The 16,997-nt window shown below is 32.4% G+C and carries 14 protein-coding genes; 3 read left to right on the top strand and 11 right to left on the bottom strand.

The genetic code is table 11. The features are described from left to right. Positions 1 to 24 precede the first annotated feature (24 nt). Positions 25 to 2,091, top strand: coding sequence for a tetratricopeptide repeat-containing sensor histidine kinase (locus tag FUA22_RS02845; RefSeq protein ID WP_147766324.1), 2,067 nt, complete (start codon positions 25 to 27; stop codon positions 2,089 to 2,091). A gap of 2 nt (positions 2,092 to 2,093) precedes the next feature. On the opposite strand, the gene ctlX is transcribed toward FUA22_RS02845, so the two are convergent. From ctlX to FUA22_RS02830, 3 genes are all read right to left on the bottom strand, one after another. Continuing rightward, positions 2,094 to 3,029: a citrulline utilization hydrolase CtlX gene (gene ctlX / locus FUA22_RS02840; RefSeq protein WP_147766323.1), complete on the bottom strand. Its 936-nt coding sequence runs from the start codon at positions 3,027 to 3,029 to the stop codon at positions 2,094 to 2,096. A 91-nt stretch (positions 3,030 to 3,120) separates the two neighbouring features. Further along, complete coding sequence (locus FUA22_RS02835) at positions 3,121 to 3,810, bottom strand: response regulator transcription factor (RefSeq protein ID WP_147766322.1); 690 nt, start codon at positions 3,808 to 3,810, stop codon at positions 3,121 to 3,123. Between the two features lie 3 nt (positions 3,811 to 3,813). Then, positions 3,814 to 5,067, bottom strand: a complete 1,254-nt coding sequence (locus FUA22_RS02830; protein ID WP_147766321.1) for a sensor histidine kinase — start codon at positions 5,065 to 5,067, stop codon at positions 3,814 to 3,816. A gap of 133 nt (positions 5,068 to 5,200) precedes the next feature. Between FUA22_RS02830 and FUA22_RS02825 the strand changes: the two genes are divergently transcribed. Next, positions 5,201 to 6,034 (top strand): energy transducer TonB, encoded by an 834-nt coding sequence (locus FUA22_RS02825; RefSeq protein ID WP_147766320.1) that lies wholly within the window; start codon positions 5,201 to 5,203, stop codon positions 6,032 to 6,034. A gap of 49 nt (positions 6,035 to 6,083) precedes the next feature. On the opposite strand, the gene FUA22_RS02820 is transcribed toward FUA22_RS02825, so the two are convergent. The 3 genes from FUA22_RS02820 to FUA22_RS02810 are packed head-to-tail and all read right to left on the bottom strand — an operon-like array spanning position 6,084 to position 9,368. Further along, a complete protein-coding gene (locus tag FUA22_RS02820; RefSeq protein ID WP_147766319.1) occupies positions 6,084 to 6,962 on the bottom strand; it encodes a class II fructose-bisphosphate aldolase in 879 nt (292 codons plus the stop codon). Beyond that, a complete protein-coding gene (locus FUA22_RS02815) occupies positions 6,946 to 8,454 on the bottom strand; it encodes an L-fucose/L-arabinose isomerase family protein (protein ID WP_147766318.1) in 1,509 nt (502 codons plus the stop codon). The genes FUA22_RS02820 and FUA22_RS02815 overlap by 17 nt, the downstream gene beginning before the upstream one ends. An 11-nt stretch (positions 8,455 to 8,465) precedes the next feature. Further along, the gene (locus FUA22_RS02810; RefSeq protein ID WP_147766317.1) at positions 8,466 to 9,368 is read right to left on the bottom strand and encodes a carbohydrate kinase family protein; all 903 of its coding nucleotides are present in this window, start codon (positions 9,366 to 9,368) and stop codon (positions 8,466 to 8,468) included. Positions 9,369 to 9,483: 115 nt separating this feature from the next. Here FUA22_RS02810 and FUA22_RS02805 point away from each other — a divergent pair, with 115 nt between their 5' ends. Next, positions 9,484 to 10,353, top strand: a complete 870-nt coding sequence (locus FUA22_RS02805) for an AraC family transcriptional regulator (protein WP_147766316.1) — start codon at positions 9,484 to 9,486, stop codon at positions 10,351 to 10,353. Positions 10,354 to 10,360: 7 nt separating this feature from the next. Here the strand turns inward: FUA22_RS02805 and FUA22_RS02800 are convergent, their stop codons facing one another. The 5 genes from FUA22_RS02800 to carA form a co-directional block, all read right to left on the bottom strand. Further along, on the bottom strand, positions 10,361 to 11,272 hold the full coding sequence (locus FUA22_RS02800; protein WP_147766315.1) for a dimethylarginine dimethylaminohydrolase family protein: 912 nt from the start codon (positions 11,270 to 11,272) through the stop codon (positions 10,361 to 10,363). A 143-nt stretch (positions 11,273 to 11,415) separates the two neighbouring features. Further along, positions 11,416 to 12,702, bottom strand: a complete 1,287-nt coding sequence (locus FUA22_RS02795) for a citrate synthase (RefSeq protein WP_147766314.1) — start codon at positions 12,700 to 12,702, stop codon at positions 11,416 to 11,418. Positions 12,703 to 12,885: 183 nt separating this feature from the next. Then, complete coding sequence (locus tag FUA22_RS02790; RefSeq protein ID WP_147766313.1) at positions 12,886 to 14,214, bottom strand: citrate (Si)-synthase; 1,329 nt, start codon at positions 14,212 to 14,214, stop codon at positions 12,886 to 12,888. A 193-nt stretch (positions 14,215 to 14,407) separates the two neighbouring features. Continuing rightward, on the bottom strand, positions 14,408 to 15,700 hold the full coding sequence (gene eno, locus FUA22_RS02785; RefSeq protein WP_147766312.1) for a phosphopyruvate hydratase: 1,293 nt from the start codon (positions 15,698 to 15,700) through the stop codon (positions 14,408 to 14,410). A 156-nt stretch (positions 15,701 to 15,856) separates the two neighbouring features. Beyond that, complete coding sequence (gene carA, locus FUA22_RS02780) at positions 15,857 to 16,960, bottom strand: glutamine-hydrolyzing carbamoyl-phosphate synthase small subunit (protein WP_147766311.1); 1,104 nt, start codon at positions 16,958 to 16,960, stop codon at positions 15,857 to 15,859. Between the last annotated feature and the right edge of the window lie 37 nt (positions 16,961 to 16,997).

The raw sequence follows: 16,997 nt of genomic DNA, 5'->3' as shown, positions 1-16,997 counted from the left end.
GAAGAGTTTCAGTATATACATTGTATGAGGAAATTTATTACGTTAAGTTTATTATTAATTACATTTTTTGGTTTTTCTCAGACCAAAGAAATAGATAGTCTCACTATAGAATTAGCGTTTCAAAAAGAAGATAGTTTAAAAGTTGATACTTCTTTAAAATTAATCAATTCGTTTTATAACCTTAAGGATTATGATAAATCACTTGATTATATCATTAAAAGTGAAAAGCTATCAAACGACATTGGTTACCAAAGAGGTATTGCCGAAACAGCTTACTTTAAAGCTTTAATTTATGCTCAAAAGGATGATTATATAAATGCGATTAGCGGTTATAACAAAGCTAAAAAATTATTCAGTGATTTAAATGACACGCTCGGTGTGGCTAAAGTGCATAATGGCATTGGTTTAATAGAAATTAAACGCGGGAATTTCGCAAAAGGATTACAGTACTCACTTTCAGCAATTACAACACTAGAGAAACGTAGTTTGAAAGGAGAACTTAAGCTAGCTTATGGTAATTTGGCCAAAGCCTACCAAAGTGTTAAGGCTTATGACAAGTCTGTTGAATACTATTTAAAAGCTTTAGATCTACAAAAAGAACTCAATGACACTGAAGGTATAGTTCAATCTTATAGTGAATTAGCAGGTTTATACTCTATAAAGAAAGAACATAGAAAAGCCATTGAATATTATGAAAAAGTTTTGGCAGCAACTGATGCCGAAAATGTGGTTGTACGTGGAAACATTTATTCAAAATTAGGCGGTGAATATTTAAAATTTAATGATTACGCTAAGGCAACAGACTACCTTGTACAAGCCTACAATATTTCTATAAGAAGTATTGATCAAAGCGGTTTATTACCAGTACTAAATAATCTTGGAGATTTAAATTTACGTAAGAGTAGATTAATTGTAGCTGAACGCCAATTATTGCAGGCCGGAGCTATCGCCAAAGAATTGGACAACAAAGTTGAATTACTAAAGCATTATAAGCTCATGAAATCTTTAGATTCTACTAAAAGAAGATTTGATAGAGCTTTTGTATGGCAGCGTGAATATTATAATTTAAAACATGAGCTTGACATGGCTCAAATATTAGTTAAAACAGAACCAGAAGATGCCATTAACCTAGAACTTGATCCAGGATTTGATCAAATCGTTAAAACGGATATTGGCGAAAATGAATCACAAAACACATCAGGTCCAACCAATAAAACTTCTAATAAGTTTAAGCTTATTTTTTACATTTTACTGGCAGCCTTGGCTATAGTTTCTACGTTTTTGATTTTAACCTATTTGAAACAAAACAACAATGTTCGGCATTCTCAAGAGTTGGAAGAAAAAAGCATTAAACTTGAATTACAGAATGAAGCTTTTGAAGAGCAAATAACGCACCTGGAAAATATCAATAATGTAAAGGATAAATTATTTTCTATTGTTTCTCATGACTTAAAGGACTCTCTATCCTCAATTAATGGATTTATTAACTTATTAAGCGATGGCTCACTATCTAGAGAAGAATTTGATAACTTAATCCCTGAATTAAGCGAGAATGCTAATAATGCTTCTTTATTATTATTCAATTTATTGAACTGGTCTAAATCGCAAATGCAGTCCTTAGAGCCTAAACCAAGCTTATTTGATATTCAAGAAGTATTTGAAGATAAGGTAAAGCTTATTGAGGGGCGTATGGAAGGCAAAGGCATCACCTTAATTGATCATTCCTTGAGAGATTTTGCTTATGCTGATAAAAGTATGTTTGAAATAGTAGTTCAAAACTTATTGGCTAATGCTTTGAAGTTCTGTAAAAAAGGAGATACTATTACTATTTCTAATCATATTAGCAACGGAAGCTGCATTATTAGTATAGCAGATACAGGTATTGGTATCTCTAAAGAAAACTTATCAAAATTATTTAAAAACACCTCTTTTACAACCGTTGGAACCAGTAATGAAAAAGGGACTGGTTTAGGGCTTTCTATTTGTAAAGAGTTAGTTGAACTAAATCATGGTAAAATTTGGGTGGAAAGTACCTTAAATGTTGGAAGTACATTTTATGTCCAGTTACCTAAATCTAAGCCTAACACCTAATCTTAAGCCCTAGGCAAGAACACCTCAGCCATCATACAGCGTGCACTTCCGCCACCACATGCTTCAATAGTATCTAAGGAACTAGAAATTATGGGGCAGTGTTTTTCTATTTGTTTAACCTGATTAGGCGTTAAACTATTATATGCCGCTTGACTCATTATTAGATATAATTGGTCATTTGCCCCTTTTACCTGAAGCATATTTCCAGCAAAACAATTCACCTGACCTTCAGTAATGGCAATAACTTCCTTATTATTCTCTTTCAAATGTTTTACTACATGCTTGCGCTCCTTTTTGTCATCAATAGCATCTAAACAAATTACAGCAAATGTTTCTCCTAAACACATCATTACATTTGTATGATAAATGGCTTTTCTGGATCCATTTACAGTCTGGTTTGCGGTAAAAACAACTGGTGTATATTCAAAGTCTTCACAGAACTCAATAAATAAATCTTCATCTGCTCTAGGTGATAAGGCACAATAGGCCTTTCCATTGTCTCTATCTAACAACAAACTTCCGGTTCCTTCTAAAAAAATATCTTCAGCTTCAGCCGACGTATAATCAACTACATTTTCAATTAAAAATCCACTTTCTTCAAGTGTATTTAATACATCTTCTCGTCTTTCATGTCTTCTATTTTCAGCAAACATAGGATACAACGCAACAGTTCCATCTTGATGAAAAGAAATCCAATTATTCGGAAAAATTGAATCTGGTGTATCATACTCATCTGTATCAGAAACAACAATAACATTAATACCAAACGATCTTAACTTATCAACATAAGAATCAAACTCTTCCTGTGCTTTTTTATTAACGGATGCTGGCAGCAAATCATCTATTACCTTCTGATAATAATTGTTTACAGCGGTCTGCTCATTCATCCTAAAGTTAATAGGACGAATCATTAAAATGGTATTTGTTGTTTGTTGCATCTTGTAAAATATTGAGCAGCTAAATTATGATTATTTCATAATATGATTACTTGATTTTAAAGAAAAATCAAGCTTACTTATAACACATTCGCTATTCCAAAACCTCAAATTTATATCCTGTTCCATGAATATTTACTATACTAATTGCCAAGTCTTGCTTAAAGTGTTTTCGTAATTTTGAAATAAAAACATCTAAGCTCCTACCCACAAAATAGCTATCATCTTTCCAAATGGTTTTCAGAATATATTCCCGTTTTAAAAGGGCATTTTTATTAGTAACAAAAAGTGCTAAAATATCTGCTTCTTTTTGTGTTAACTGTATGGTATTTGTAGATGTTGTAAGACTTAAGTTATTAAGGTCTATTTTATAATCTAAAAATGATATTTCTTTTTTGGTAGTTTCCAGAACAAAACCACGTTTTAAAATAGCTTTTATTCTAAGCACCAATTCTTCAACGCTAAAAGGTTTGGTTACATAATCATCTGCTCCCAGCTTAAACCCTTTTATACGATCTTCTTTCATGGCTTTAGCTGTGAGAAAGATAATGGGCACATCAACATTAGTCTTTCTAATTTCTGAAGCTAGGGTAAACCCATCCATATTGGGCATCATGACATCTAACAGACATAAATCGAAATGGTCATTTTTAAACGCTTCTAAAGCGGATTTTCCATCAGGTGCATGTGTGACGTTATAAAAATAACTTTCCAAACTATCCTTTAACAGAAAGCCCATACTTTTATCGTCTTCAACTAGAAGAATATGTTTTTTAAGCTCCATAAATTATTGTGGTAAAAATATGGAAAATGTACTACCTAAGTCTTTAGCACTATTAAATGTAATGGCTCCATTATGTTTTTCCACTATAAATTTTACATAACTTAGACCTAAACCGTAACCCTTTGTGTTATGCAAATCACCACTTTCTTCTCTAAAAAATCTATCAAATATTTTATGCTGATTTTCTTTAGCTACCCCAATACCCTTATCGGTTATTTCTAATAATATTCCATCCTTTCTGTTTTTAGATTTTACCACAATCTCTAAAACATTATTCGAATATTTTATGGCATTATCAATGAGGTTAGAAATAGCATTTGACAAATGTGTTTTATCTCCTATAACCTTAAAGTTATTTGCTTTTAAATCATGATTAATAATTCCGTTCTTACTAAGAACAACAGGGCCAAAACTACTAGTGATAGTGCTAATTATTTCATGAATATTTAATTCTTCAAAAGAAAAAGTATCTTCTTCCTTTTCTAAAGAAGAAATTTGCATCACCTTATCTACTAAACCATGTAATTTTTCATTTTCCTTATAAATAATATCTGCATATTGCTTCCGCTTTACCTCATTCATTTCTTTATTCCGGAGTGCTTCAGAAGCCACTGAAATATTGGCTATTGGCGTTTTGAGTTCGTGCGTCATATTATTCACAAAATCCTTTTTCAACAAGGCCAGTTTCTTGCCTTTTATAATTGAAATTACAATAAACGTGAATACAGCTAATACTAGCAAAAGGGTTATTGATGAATACATCCAAATACCCATAGCCCCCAGTAAGTACGTAGTTTTATTGTTTACTCTTACTTTAAAATCTACATTTTCTCTACCATCCGTTCGTTCTAAACAAGCAGCTTCAGAAGTATCAAATGCACTAGAGAGGGTATTACCCAATATTATTTCATTACTAACAGATTTTAATATTAGATAGTCATAGTTTATATCAATATCTCTTATTGAAAACTCATTCTTAAGAATACTATCCAATGATTTTATATTGAAATAACATTCTGTTCTTACGTAAAACTCATTTGAAGACAGTTTTACAACAGGTGCAATTCTAGAAAGTGAGTCGTTATCTTGTTTTAATAATCTATCCGCGACATTTCTCAAGGCAACATTTAGTTTTTCATCAAACTGACGTTCCTCCAGCCTAAAAGATTTATTAAACCAATACCCTTGTGTAACAAACAAAGCTCCTAAAGTGAGGAGCATTATAGCAATTATTAGCCTTATAGTTTTACCAGACATACAGCGAAATTAACCTATTTATTGCTTGATATTGTTGAATTTACATTTCATTAACATCTTTTTACATTTCGTTTTCACAATTTACTTTAAGTGGGTATTAGATTTGTTTCAAGAACTTTAAAAACAAATCATCATGAAAAAACGTACAGGCACTATTCTTACACTTGCTATAGCCACCGTTGGCTTTATAGCCCTAGGTTTTAGTAAAAAGGAAGTTGAAACTAAAGTTGATAATGCAAATATTTCAGAAGCAAATTTTAGTCCAACAACGGTAAACACCAACTTTTTTCCAGCTGAAATAATTAAAATGAAAAATACAAAGAAATCAGATTTAGATTTATTTTATATGGTAAAAGGTAAATACTCACTTTCAGTTTCTGAAGGCAAACTAAAGAAAGCTCGAGACATTAGTGAATTTATTCCAGATTTACCCACCTCATGGATATCAAGCTATAACTTTATAGAAATTACAACAAAATCCAATAACAAAATCAGAACCGCATATAGCGAGAATGGTGTTTTACTAACAGACGAGCAAAAAAATCTTTTGTCAAATGCTGAAATTGACACTCCTGTAAGTATTGCTGTTAACTACAAATCTAGAAATTCAATATCGGAAAAATACGATGACCGAGAAATGCAAGTTTCTTTTACTGTTGTACCTGAAACAAAAGCAGAATTTGTAGGTGGGTACGATAATATGATTGTTTATTTAAAAGAACATAGCCTTAAAAAGATTGAAGCAGCCAAGATTAAGGAATTCAAACCTGTTTCCATCACTTTTCAGGTTGATGAAAATGGAGAAACTGAAAGCATTAACCTCACCAATTCTTGTGGAAATCATCAAATAAACAGTTTGCTAATAAAAGTTATAGAAAATATGCCTAAATGGAAACCAGCTGTAAACTCTAATGGAGAAAAAGTTAAACAACAATTTGAACTTATAGTGGGACCGGATATGTGCTAACCGGTTTAAACATAAAAAAGCCTCTTGATTTTTCAGGAGGCTTTTTGTTTTAGAAATTTACTGCTCTTAATCTGTCTTTTACAACTTCCTTTATTTTTGGAAGTACTTCCTTCATTATAAAAGGAGGATACGCACTATCTCCAGCTTTTTGAATTTCTTCAAATGCATGTTTCATATAAGTAGTGTGCACTATTGTACCAATATTAATCTTACTCATTCCTATTTTAATAGACTTTTGAATATCGGCATCTGGAATTCCGGTACCTCCATGTAGAACCAATGGGATTGGAATGGCATCCGCTATCTCTTGTAATCTATCAAAATGAATTTTAGGCTCTGTTGGAGTAAAGCCGTGTGCTGTACCAATACCAACTGCCATAATATCAACATTGGTTTCCTCATATAATCTAACAACTTCTTCTAAATCAGCTAAAAAATCATTATCAGATTTCACTTCAACACCTCTGCCCATAATTTTCCCAATTTCAGCTTCAACTACAACACCTCTCGGTTTTGCATAATCAACCACGGCTTTGGTCATTTTAATATTTTCTTTAAGCGATACTTGAGAACCATCAATCATAACAGAATCATATCCCGCATCGATAGCATGTTTACACTGTTCTACTGACGTACTATGATCTAGGTGTAAATAAATATTATTCTTTGATATCTTTTTAAAACCATCAACTAAAGCTCTAAACACCTCAGGTGTATTTAATTCTGCAACCGGCGGATAGGTCATTACCATAACATTGGTATCCATTTCTTCAGCGGCTTCAACAACGGCTTTTAAATCATAATTATCATTTACATTAAATGATGGTAGACAGCGTTTGGTTGCTCTATAATCAACAAACAACTCTTTTAAACTAGTGTAATTATTGTTATACACTCTGGGTTTTATATTACTAATTACTGTGTCCATACAAATGATCTTTACTTTTTTCTATTTCTATATTTTCAATTCCTAACCAATGGTTAAGCTCGTTTAAATCTTTTTGAAGATAGCCTCTACCAATAATCCAATGATGATCTAATCCGTTATTTAAAACAGTGGCTAAAATATCTCCACCAGAATTTCTTTTTGGTTCAACCTCAGCATAACTACCCCTAAAGGCCATTTCAGAAGGTCTAATATCTCCTTCCCAAACTAGTACTCTACCAGCATTTGGGTATTGATATTTAGCTATAGTAACCTCGCCTTGTTTGTGTAAAAACTCTAATAACATCCCTACGCTACTTTCTTCACTATAGTTTTCAAGAATACTATGGTTACGAACTTCATAACCTGTGGACTCATTAATCAACTTTGTAGGAGCACCACCACAGTGCCAAAATCCTATTTGATTATCTTTTTTGTTGATTAACGATAGGTCGACTAATGTTGGAATAGATTCACCAAAACTTAACTGGTTCATAATAACCATAGTCAATAATGCTCCCATATCAGATTCGTCTGCCACAGGAATTCCTAAATCTTGGATTAATGCCCCAGCTCCATCACCTGCAATTCCATAATGATCAAATAATTCAGGCCAGTTTTTAAGACCTATTCCTAAATAATCATTTATACGAGCATAATCTGCTACGGCCAATGAAAGACGAATTGACTTTTCAACTTGTTCATCTGACACGTTATTAAACTTACATAATGGATGATTCAACAATTCTGACTTAATCTCAAAAATAATTTCTTCTGTAAATTTCTCTCCATGTTGCCAAATAGTTTGAAAATCTATTCTATCTACTTTTATTCCGAATCTATTCAACAACGACAATTCATTAAGTTCACAATCATAGAAACCAGGGACTCTAAATCCTCCTATCATACCAACTGCTTTTTGGTTGATAGATGCTTTTACATATACTGATTTTGCAAACTTTAAAATATTGGAATTGAATTCATCATCATCTGGTGATTCAAACAACCACGAATATTTTACCCCACAAGAATTCAAAATATTTAATAAGAAATTCTGACCGCATAATCTATTATTTGATAATCGTCCTCCAGTCACCTCATCATGTGACCAACTCAATACAGGAATTACATTTTGATTCATCCATCTTGCAATGGTCGCTGCCAAATCCCCAGCAATAAAGGATGCTTGATATATAATTAATCCATCTATATTTTTAGCGTGCATGTTTTGTAACCAGTCATGAATTTCTTCTTTGGTTTGTAAAGGTTCCTTTGAGGTTATTAACTCAAATTTATCTTGAGGCAATGCTTTTGTTAAACCGATTTTTGCCTTTTCATAATTCTCAAGTATAGACTGCCAATCAAAATGCTCTTCTAATCCAATACCAACCAAAGCAATTTTTGCCACGTAAGCAGGTTTAGAAGGTGTAATTACTTTTTCAAATAAGTGACTTACAATGCCTTTTTTTACCGATATATTATTTAAAACTTCCATAAAGTATTTTTTTAATGTTCAACTTGAAGTGGGCAATTTACTTCCATAAATGTTCTATCTGGAAAGAAGGTTCTTCCTCCAAAATGTTGTGCTACTTGAGACGCAAAGAAACTGCCATAAATCATTCTATTTTTCAAATCTAAACCTTGCAATAATGCTGATGCATAGGCTGCATGAAAGGAGTCACCGCAACCAGTGGTATCTACTACATCTACCTTGAAAGCCGGTTGATGTATAACAATTTCATTTTCCAAAGCGTAAGAACCATTAGACCCATCTGTTATCACTATCTGACCATTAGTCATTTTTGAAATAACCTTTAAACAATTTGCGGCTTCTTTTTCCCCAGAAAGGTTCTGCGCACATTCTAGTGGCAATATTGGATCTGTACTCAAACTCAACATAGTTTTCATAATATCCATATCTGCACTTTCCATATCAAGGACAGTCCTAATACCGTGTCTCTTAGCTATTTCTAATAGATGAATATTTATAGTTGTATCGTACCCATCAACTAAGAATAGGTCGAAATCTTTTACCGCATCTTCATCTAAATCCACAGGATTAAAAGGCACATAATCCTTAATAGAATATAACACAGTTCGTTCTCCTTGGTCGTCAATCTGTACAATAGCAATTGCCGGAGACGCTTCTTTCTTGTACATTAAAAAGTCGTCTTTTACATTGTAGTTTGTTAATTCATTTTTTGCTACAATACTTAAAGGGTTGTCTCCTACATATCCCAAAAAATAGGTATTATGACCTAAACTTGCCATTCCACAAGCTGCGTTACCAGCAGGTGCTCCACCTTGCATTAAAATTTGATCACATTCATTTTTATGACCCACTTTTAAATCTTTTGGAGTTGAGACTAATAAGTCAACCACATTTAATCCGCTACAAAGTACTTTCATAACTTCAATTATTTATTCAAAATTACTGATAGAATGGTCTACAATTAAATCTGCTATTAGACAAAATATATACTATTTTGTCGTTAAATAAGTATTTATTAATTTTATATTCATTTTGAAAGCACAATTAGAACATATTCCACATGAGCTTGAAGGCTCTATTCATGCTTTTAAGTATGTTAATTCATACTTTGATGCGCCTTGGCATTACCATGAAGATTATGAATTAACCTATATCTCAAAGAGTAGTGGTATTAGGCATATTGGTAATAATATTGACAATTTTTCTAAAGGTGATTTGGTATTAATTGGGAAAAATGTACCTCATAATTGGAAAAACGAATTCAACTATTCTGAAGGTGTAGAATCATATTGTATTCAATGGAAAGATGATGCTTTTTCTTCATTTTTGTCTGAGACAAAAAGCTTAAAGCCAATAAAAAAACTGCTTGAAATTTCACAGTCCGGAATTAAATTTAGTGATATTGAATTCAGTGCAAAGATTGGAAATAGGTTAGCTGAAATTATAAATTTTAACCCAGGGAAAAAGCTAATTTCTTTGTTGGATATTCTTTATCAATTGAGTGAACATCAAGACAAAGAATTACTTTCAATTGAGGGGAACTTATATCAATATTCAAAAAAATCTAACTCACGAATTAAAAGCATTCTAGATTTCATAGAAGAAAATTACAGACGAAAAATAAAAATTGAAGAGTTATCGGCTATTACTTATATGACTGATGGTGCTTTTTGCAAATATTTTAAAAAGGAATTTAATAGATCTTTCACCAACTACTTAAATGAGTTTAGAATTAGAAAAGTTTGTATTCTATTACAAGACACAAACGATAAATTACTAGATATTGCTTTTAGATGCGGTTATGAGAACATGTCCTTTTTCCACCGACAATTTAAAAAGTACATTAAAATGACACCTTTAGAATATAAAAAGAAGCTGTATGCTTCTAATCATCAGTTTTAGATTAACCTTAATCTCTTGTTAAAGGCATAGTTGTACAACGCAGTAAACCTTCTTGTTTTCCAATTTCTGCATAAGGCACTTCTTCAACCGTAAAACCTTGTTTTCTTAACCAATTATTTAAACGTGTAAAGTTCTTTTCAGAAATAATTACGTCTTCAGAAATGGAGAAAACGTTACTGTACATTTCGTACATCTCATCTTTAGTAATTTCAAATACGTTATCTTTTCCAAAGAAGTTTATCAACCATTCATATTCACTTTCAATTAAAAAACCATTTTTATGTATAATAGCTTTATTCTTTCCTATAGGTTGAAAACAACAATCTAAATGCAATGCATTTTCCTTAGGGTTGGTATTAGATTTCCTTAACTCAAATGCCTTTACTTTCTTATAAGGAAACATATCTTTAATAGCATGAACCGCATGTATATTTGTTCGGGCCGTAATAATATCAGGGTAATCTTCACCAGTATATGTACCAATAAAAATATAATCATTCCAAGGCATTACATCACCTCCTTCTACGTGACATTCTTCAGGCAAAATAATTCTGTTCTTCCTGTCTATTTTATTCCAAACATATCTAATAGCCTCAATTTCTTTATCTCTATCAGGTAAAATATTGGCCTTAAAAACTTTATCATCAATAACGAAGGCAATATCTCGTGAAAATATCTGATTACAATCTTTTAATACATCTGGTCTAAAAACTGTTACATTATATTTTTTAAAAACATTAGCCACAGCTTCCATTTCCAAAATCATATCTTCTTCCCTAGGGTATGTTCCTGCTAAAACGTGCTGAATACTTTTTGGGTCATAACAGTCTTCTACTTTAGGCGTTGGCCCACAACTTTCAGCGGTTCCTAATACAACTACTCTAAGTCTGGAAGTTTCATTCTGAATATTTAATTTCACAAGCTTTGAATTAAATCTTTTAAAGTTTCAAAACTAATGATAAAAAAGTATATTTTGAATTATTCTTAAAAATAACTCTTAAAAAAGAAAAAGCTTCATGAAAAATCCATGAAGCTTAACAATTATTTAAAAATAATTAAGTTTTATCTTTCTGAAATAGGCTCAAAAGACCTTTCTGTTTCACCAATATAAAGTTGTCTTGGTCTACCAATTGGTTCTTTGCGTAAACGCATTTCTCTCCATTGAGCAATCCAACCTGGTAAGCGCCCTAATGCAAACATTACAGTAAACATTTCTGTTGGAATACCCATTGCTCTGTAAATTATTCCTGAATAGAAATCTACATTTGGATACAATTTTCTATCAACAAAATATTGATCTTCTAAGGCTTCTTTTTCCAATCCTTTGGCTATATCTAAAATAGGGTCTTCAACACCTAAATCTCCTAATACTTCGTCTGCAGCTTTTTTAATGATTCTAGCTCTAGGGTCGAAGTTTTTATAAACTCTATGACCGAATCCCATTAAACGGAATGGATCATTTTTGTCTTTAGCCTTAGCCATATACTTTTTAGTATCACCTCCATCTTCTTTAATGGCCTCAAGCATTTCTAATACAGCTTGATTTGCACCACCATGAAGCGGTCCCCATAGTGCTGAAATTCCTGCAGATAGGGAAGCGAATAACCCTGCATGCGATGAACCTGTTATTCTAACAGTAGATGTTGAACAATTTTGCTCATGATCTGCATGCAAAATAAGAAGTTTATCTAAAGCATTTACTAATATAGGGTTTTGAGTATATTCTTCATTTGGAACCTTAAACATCATTTTTAAGATGTTCTCAACATACCCCAAGCTTTTATCTCCATAATCTAAAGGTAATCCACTTTTCTTACGCATTGTCCATGCCACTAGAACAGGAAATTTACCTAAAATACGTACCACAGAATTATACATATCTTGTTCAGAAGTAACATCTACTGAACCAGGGTTAAATGCTGTTAATGCACTTGTCAAAGAAGATAAAACGCCCATAGGATGAGCTGCCTTTGGAAACGCATCTAAAATCTTATGAATATCCTCGTCTACTAGAGAGTTTCTTTTTATATCCTCATGAAACTTATCTAATTGTTCTTTTTTTGGTAAATCACCAAAAATTAAAAGATAAGCAACTTCTAAAAAATCTGCTTTTTCAGCCAACTCCTCAATAGTGTACCCTCTATATCTTAAAATTCCTTTTTCACCATCTAAAAAAGTTACTGCGCTTTCACAAGAACCTGTGTTTTTATAGCCAGAATCTAAAGTTATATAACCACCTGTAACAGCTCTAAGACTGGTAATATCAATTGCAATTTCGTTTTCAGTTCCCTTAACTAAAGGAAATTCATGTTTTTGACCATCTATTTCTATGGTAGCAGTATTTGCCATAAGTTCTCGTAAATTTATTTTTTTAAGCGGAGCGCTAATTTACAAAATATATACGGATTTTTAAAGTCAACAATAAAGCAGTCAAACCAAATTTATAAATTGTCAAAATTGATATAAAATAAAAAAGTGATTGTTAAAAAAACTATCACTTTTTTATTTAATCATAATCCTTAAATAATCTTGCTAATTCGTATTCACCAAACTAGGCTCAGACTGAACCATTTTTTCTAACATTTCAGTTGTAATTGATTTAGGCCTTTCTAAAGGATACCCTAAAGCTCTATCCCAAATAATATTAGATAAAACACCAAATGCTCTTCCTATTGCGAACAATACCGTATAAAAATCAAATTGAGTAACTCCATAATGCCACTGTACAACACCAGACTGAGCATCAACATTCGGCCATGGGTTTTTAGCTTTACCTTGTTCCCTTAAAATGTCAGGAACTACTTTATACAATGCATCTACATATTTAAACAATTCATCATCTGGCATATGCTTTAAGCAAAATTCACGTTGAACAGTATATCTTGGGTCTGTTTTTCTTAATACAGCATGACCATATCCAGGAATAACCTGCCCACTGTTTAGAGTATCCCAAACATATTTTTTCATTTCTTCTTCCGATGGCAACCTTCCATTCATTTGATCTCTTAAACCCTGTAACCAGCGTAAGACCTCCTGATTTGCCAATCCATGTAATGGACCTGCTAATCCATTAATCATGGCTGAAGTTGAATAATAAACATCCGACAGAGAACTTGCTACCAGATGCCCCGTATGAGCACTTACATTACCACTTTCATGGTCTGCATGAATAATAAAATACATTCTTGACACATCATCATAGGGTTTATCTTTACCTATCATATAAGCGAAATTTGCGCCAAAATCTAACGACGGATCTGGATACCTATGCCCCTTTTCAGGATGGTAAAGCTTATTGTAAATATAGGCAGCAATTAAAGGCATTTTTGCTAAAAGATTAGTGGCGTCTTCAAATGTTGAATCCCAATAATCCATTTTACTCATACCCCTTTTGTATTTAATATTAAAATGAGATTCTCTTTGCAAACTCATTACAGCAGCAGAAAAAATGGCCATAGGGTGACTTTCACTTGGAAAGGAATCTATTACCTGCCAAACATACCGAGGAATGACACGCCTATTTCTAAACATCACCCTCACTCTACTAACCTCTTCTAACGAAGGTATTTCCCCTGTCAACAATAAGTAATATAATCCTTCTACAAAAGGCATTTCAGCTCCTTCTGCTTTAGGTAATTTTTTTAGTACTTCAGGAAGTGTATATCCTCTATACCTAATGCCTTCATAAGGGTCTAAATAAGAAATATCTGTAACTAAACTTTTTATACCTCTCATACCACCTATTAATTGAGATACCGTAACTTGATCTATAACTTTATCTCCGTGATCCTTTAAAAGCTTAGTAGTTCTTACTCTATGCTCTTGAATTTTGTGGTATAATCTGTCTTTCAATTTATTCATGGTAGTATATGATATAAAATTACACAAAAAGTGAATTTCATAAAGTTACCACCTAATTAACATTTAAAATATGATATATATCACCAAATCACCCTATCACTGTATAATTATCAATAAATGACAAATCACACTAAATAAAAAAAAAGCCAAATTCTAGTTAGAATTTGGCTTTTCAATATAAATAAGTTTTAGATTATTTTACCTTAAACGCTTTTTCCTGTGGAAAATACGCAACTTCTCCTAACTCTTCTTCAATACGTAATAACTGATTGTACTTAGCCATACGATCACTACGAGAAGCAGAACCTGTTTTAATTTGCCCACAGTTAAGTGCCACCGCTAAATCTGCAATCGTGTTATCTTCAGTTTCTCCAGATCTGTGAGACATTACAGAAGTATAACCAGCATTTTTAGCCATATTAACAGCCGCAATAGTTTCTGTTAAAGAACCTATTTGATTTACTTTTATAAGAATAGAATTGGCAATACCTTCTTCAATACCTCTTGATAAACGTTCTACATTAGTTACAAATAAATCATCCCCAACTAGTTGTACTTTATCTCCAATTAATTCAGTAAGATATTTAGTTCCTTCCCAATCATTTTCATCCATTCCATCTTCGATAGAGATAATTGGATATTTAGCAGCTAATTCAGCCAAATATTCAGCCTGTTCTTTTGAATTTCTAACCATTCCTTTATCACCTTCGAATAAAGTATAGTCATATTTTCCATTTTCAAAAAATTCTGCAGAAGCACAATCTAAAGCAATCTTAACCTCATCCCCAAATTTGTATCCTGCATTTTCAACAGCTTTAGCAATAGTATCTAAAGCATCTTCAGTTCCTCCAGGTAAGTTAGGTGCAAATCCACCTTCATCACCTACTGCAGTGCTTAAGTCTCTATCATGTAAAACTTTCTTTAAATGATGAAAAATCTCAGTACCCATTTGCATTGCATGCGTAAAAGTTTTAGCTTTTACAGGCATAATCATGAATTCTTGGAATGCAATTGGCGCATCACTATGAGAACCACCGTTAATGATATTCATCATTGGAACCGGTAAAGTGTTTGCAGACACACCACCAACGTAACGGTATAATGGCATATTCAATTCGTTAGCGGCGGCTTTTGCAGCAGCTAAAGAAACACCTAAAATAGCATTAGCTCCTAATTTTGATTTATTTGGGGTACCATCTAAATCAATCATTATTTTATCAATTAGGTTTTGTTCAAAAACTGAAACACCTATTAATTCTTCTGCAATTACGGTGTTTACATTTTCAACAGCTTTTAAAACACCTTTACCCATGTAAGTATCACCTCCATCACGTAATTCTACAGCTTCATGTTCTCCAGTTGATGCTCCAGATGGTACTGCAGCTCTCCCTAATATATTATTTTCAGTTACAACATCTACTTCAACGGTTGGATTACCTCTTGAATCTAGAATTTGTCTTGCGTGGACATTAATTATTATACTCATAATTGGTTTATTTTTAATCTTTTAATACTTCAAATTTACGGCTAAATCTTCTGTTATTTTAGATGTTTTTGAAGAAAATAACAAAATAACATCTATAACGTTTTAGTAAAATATAAGCCTTAAAAAAGAATATTTATTAAGGCTTATATTGACTATTTACTTTTTTATATTCTCTATGAATTGATCGAATAAATACGATGAATCATGTGGTCCAGGACTGGCCTCTGGGTGATATTGTACAGAGAACACATTTTTGCTTTTCATTGCTAAACCTGCAACGGTATCATCATTCAAATGAACATGTGTTACTTCTAAATCAGTATTAGCTTCAGCTTCTTCTCTATTAACAGCAAAACCATGGTTTTGAGACGTGATTTCACCCTTACCAGTTTTAAGGTTTTTTACCGGATGATTTATTCCTCTATGACCGTTATACATTTTATAAGTTGAAACCCCATTTGCTATGGCAATAACTTGATGCCCTAAACAAATACCAAACAATGGTAGATCTCTTTTTATAATTTCTTTAGCGACAGCCTGAGCTTCAACTAAAGGTTCAGGGTCTCCAGGGCCATTTGATAAAAAGTACCCATCTGGATTGAAAGCTTCTAAATCTTCAAACTTAGAATTATAAGGGAATACTTTTATGTATACATCTCTTTCAGCAATGTTTCTTAAGATATTCTTTTTAATACCTATATCTAAAGCTGCCACTTTGTAGGCAGCATTTTCATCACCAAAATAATATGGTTCTTTAGTTGAGACTTGTGATGCCAATTCTAAACCTTCCATACTAGGTACTTCGGCTAATTGCTTTTTTAATCCTTCAACATTGTCAACTTCAGTAGAAATTACAGCATTCATTGCTCCGTGATCTCTAATGTAACTTACAAGTGCTCTAGTATCAACATCAGAAATAGCTAAAAGATTGTTCTTATCTAAGAAATCTTCTAAAGAACTATCTGCTGCCTCACGTGAGTAATCATAGCTAAAATTTTTAACTATTAATCCAGCAATTTTAATAGAATCTGATTCTACTTCATCTACATTAGTTCCGTAGTTACCAATATGTGCATTGGTAGCTACCATTAGTTGCCCATAATATGAAGGGTCTGTAAATATTTCTTGGTAACCAGTCATACCTGTATTAAAGCAAACTTCGCCAAATGCTGTTCCTTGCTTATTACCTACTGCCTTACCGTAAAAAATGGTACCATCTGCTAATAAAATGATGGCGTCTTGCTTTTTTTGATATTTCATTTTTAAAAAAAAGTTTTACAAAAATTCAAAAAAAAAG

It is taken from the genome of Seonamhaeicola maritimus (assembly GCF_008056315.1).
Taxonomy (GTDB): Bacteria; Bacteroidota; Bacteroidia; order Flavobacteriales; family Flavobacteriaceae; genus Seonamhaeicola; species Seonamhaeicola maritimus.
The sequence above is the reverse complement of the archived record's forward strand: the minus strand, read 5'-3'. Positions and strand labels throughout refer to the sequence as shown.

Bases quoted from the DNA above. Each gene is read 5' to 3' on its own strand.
- FUA22_RS02820 (WP_147766319.1), bottom strand. From the start codon at position 6,962: ATGGACACAGTAATTAGTAATATAAAACCCAGAGTGTATAACAATAAT.
- FUA22_RS02790 (WP_147766313.1), bottom strand. From the start codon at position 14,214: ATGAATAAATTGAAAGACAGATTATACCACAAAATTCAAGAGCATAGA.
- FUA22_RS02835 (WP_147766322.1), bottom strand. From the start codon at position 3,810: ATGGAGCTTAAAAAACATATTCTTCTAGTTGAAGACGATAAAAGTATG.
- FUA22_RS02815 (WP_147766318.1), bottom strand. From the start codon at position 8,454: ATGGAAGTTTTAAATAATATATCGGTAAAAAAAGGCATTGTAAGTCAC.
- FUA22_RS02810 (WP_147766317.1), bottom strand. From the start codon at position 9,368: ATGAAAGTACTTTGTAGCGGATTAAATGTGGTTGACTTATTAGTCTCA.
- carA (WP_147766311.1), bottom strand. From the start codon at position 16,960: ATGAAATATCAAAAAAAGCAAGACGCCATCATTTTATTAGCAGATGGT.
- FUA22_RS02830 (WP_147766321.1), bottom strand. From the start codon at position 5,067: ATGTCTGGTAAAACTATAAGGCTAATAATTGCTATAATGCTCCTCACT.
- ctlX (WP_147766323.1), bottom strand. From the start codon at position 3,029: ATGCAACAAACAACAAATACCATTTTAATGATTCGTCCTATTAACTTT.
- FUA22_RS02845 (WP_147766324.1), top strand. From the start codon at position 25: ATGAGGAAATTTATTACGTTAAGTTTATTATTAATTACATTTTTTGGT.
- FUA22_RS02795 (WP_147766314.1), bottom strand. From the start codon at position 12,702: ATGGCAAATACTGCTACCATAGAAATAGATGGTCAAAAACATGAATTT.
- FUA22_RS02825 (WP_147766320.1), top strand. From the start codon at position 5,201: ATGAAAAAACGTACAGGCACTATTCTTACACTTGCTATAGCCACCGTT.
- eno (WP_147766312.1), bottom strand. From the start codon at position 15,700: ATGAGTATAATAATTAATGTCCACGCAAGACAAATTCTAGATTCAAGA.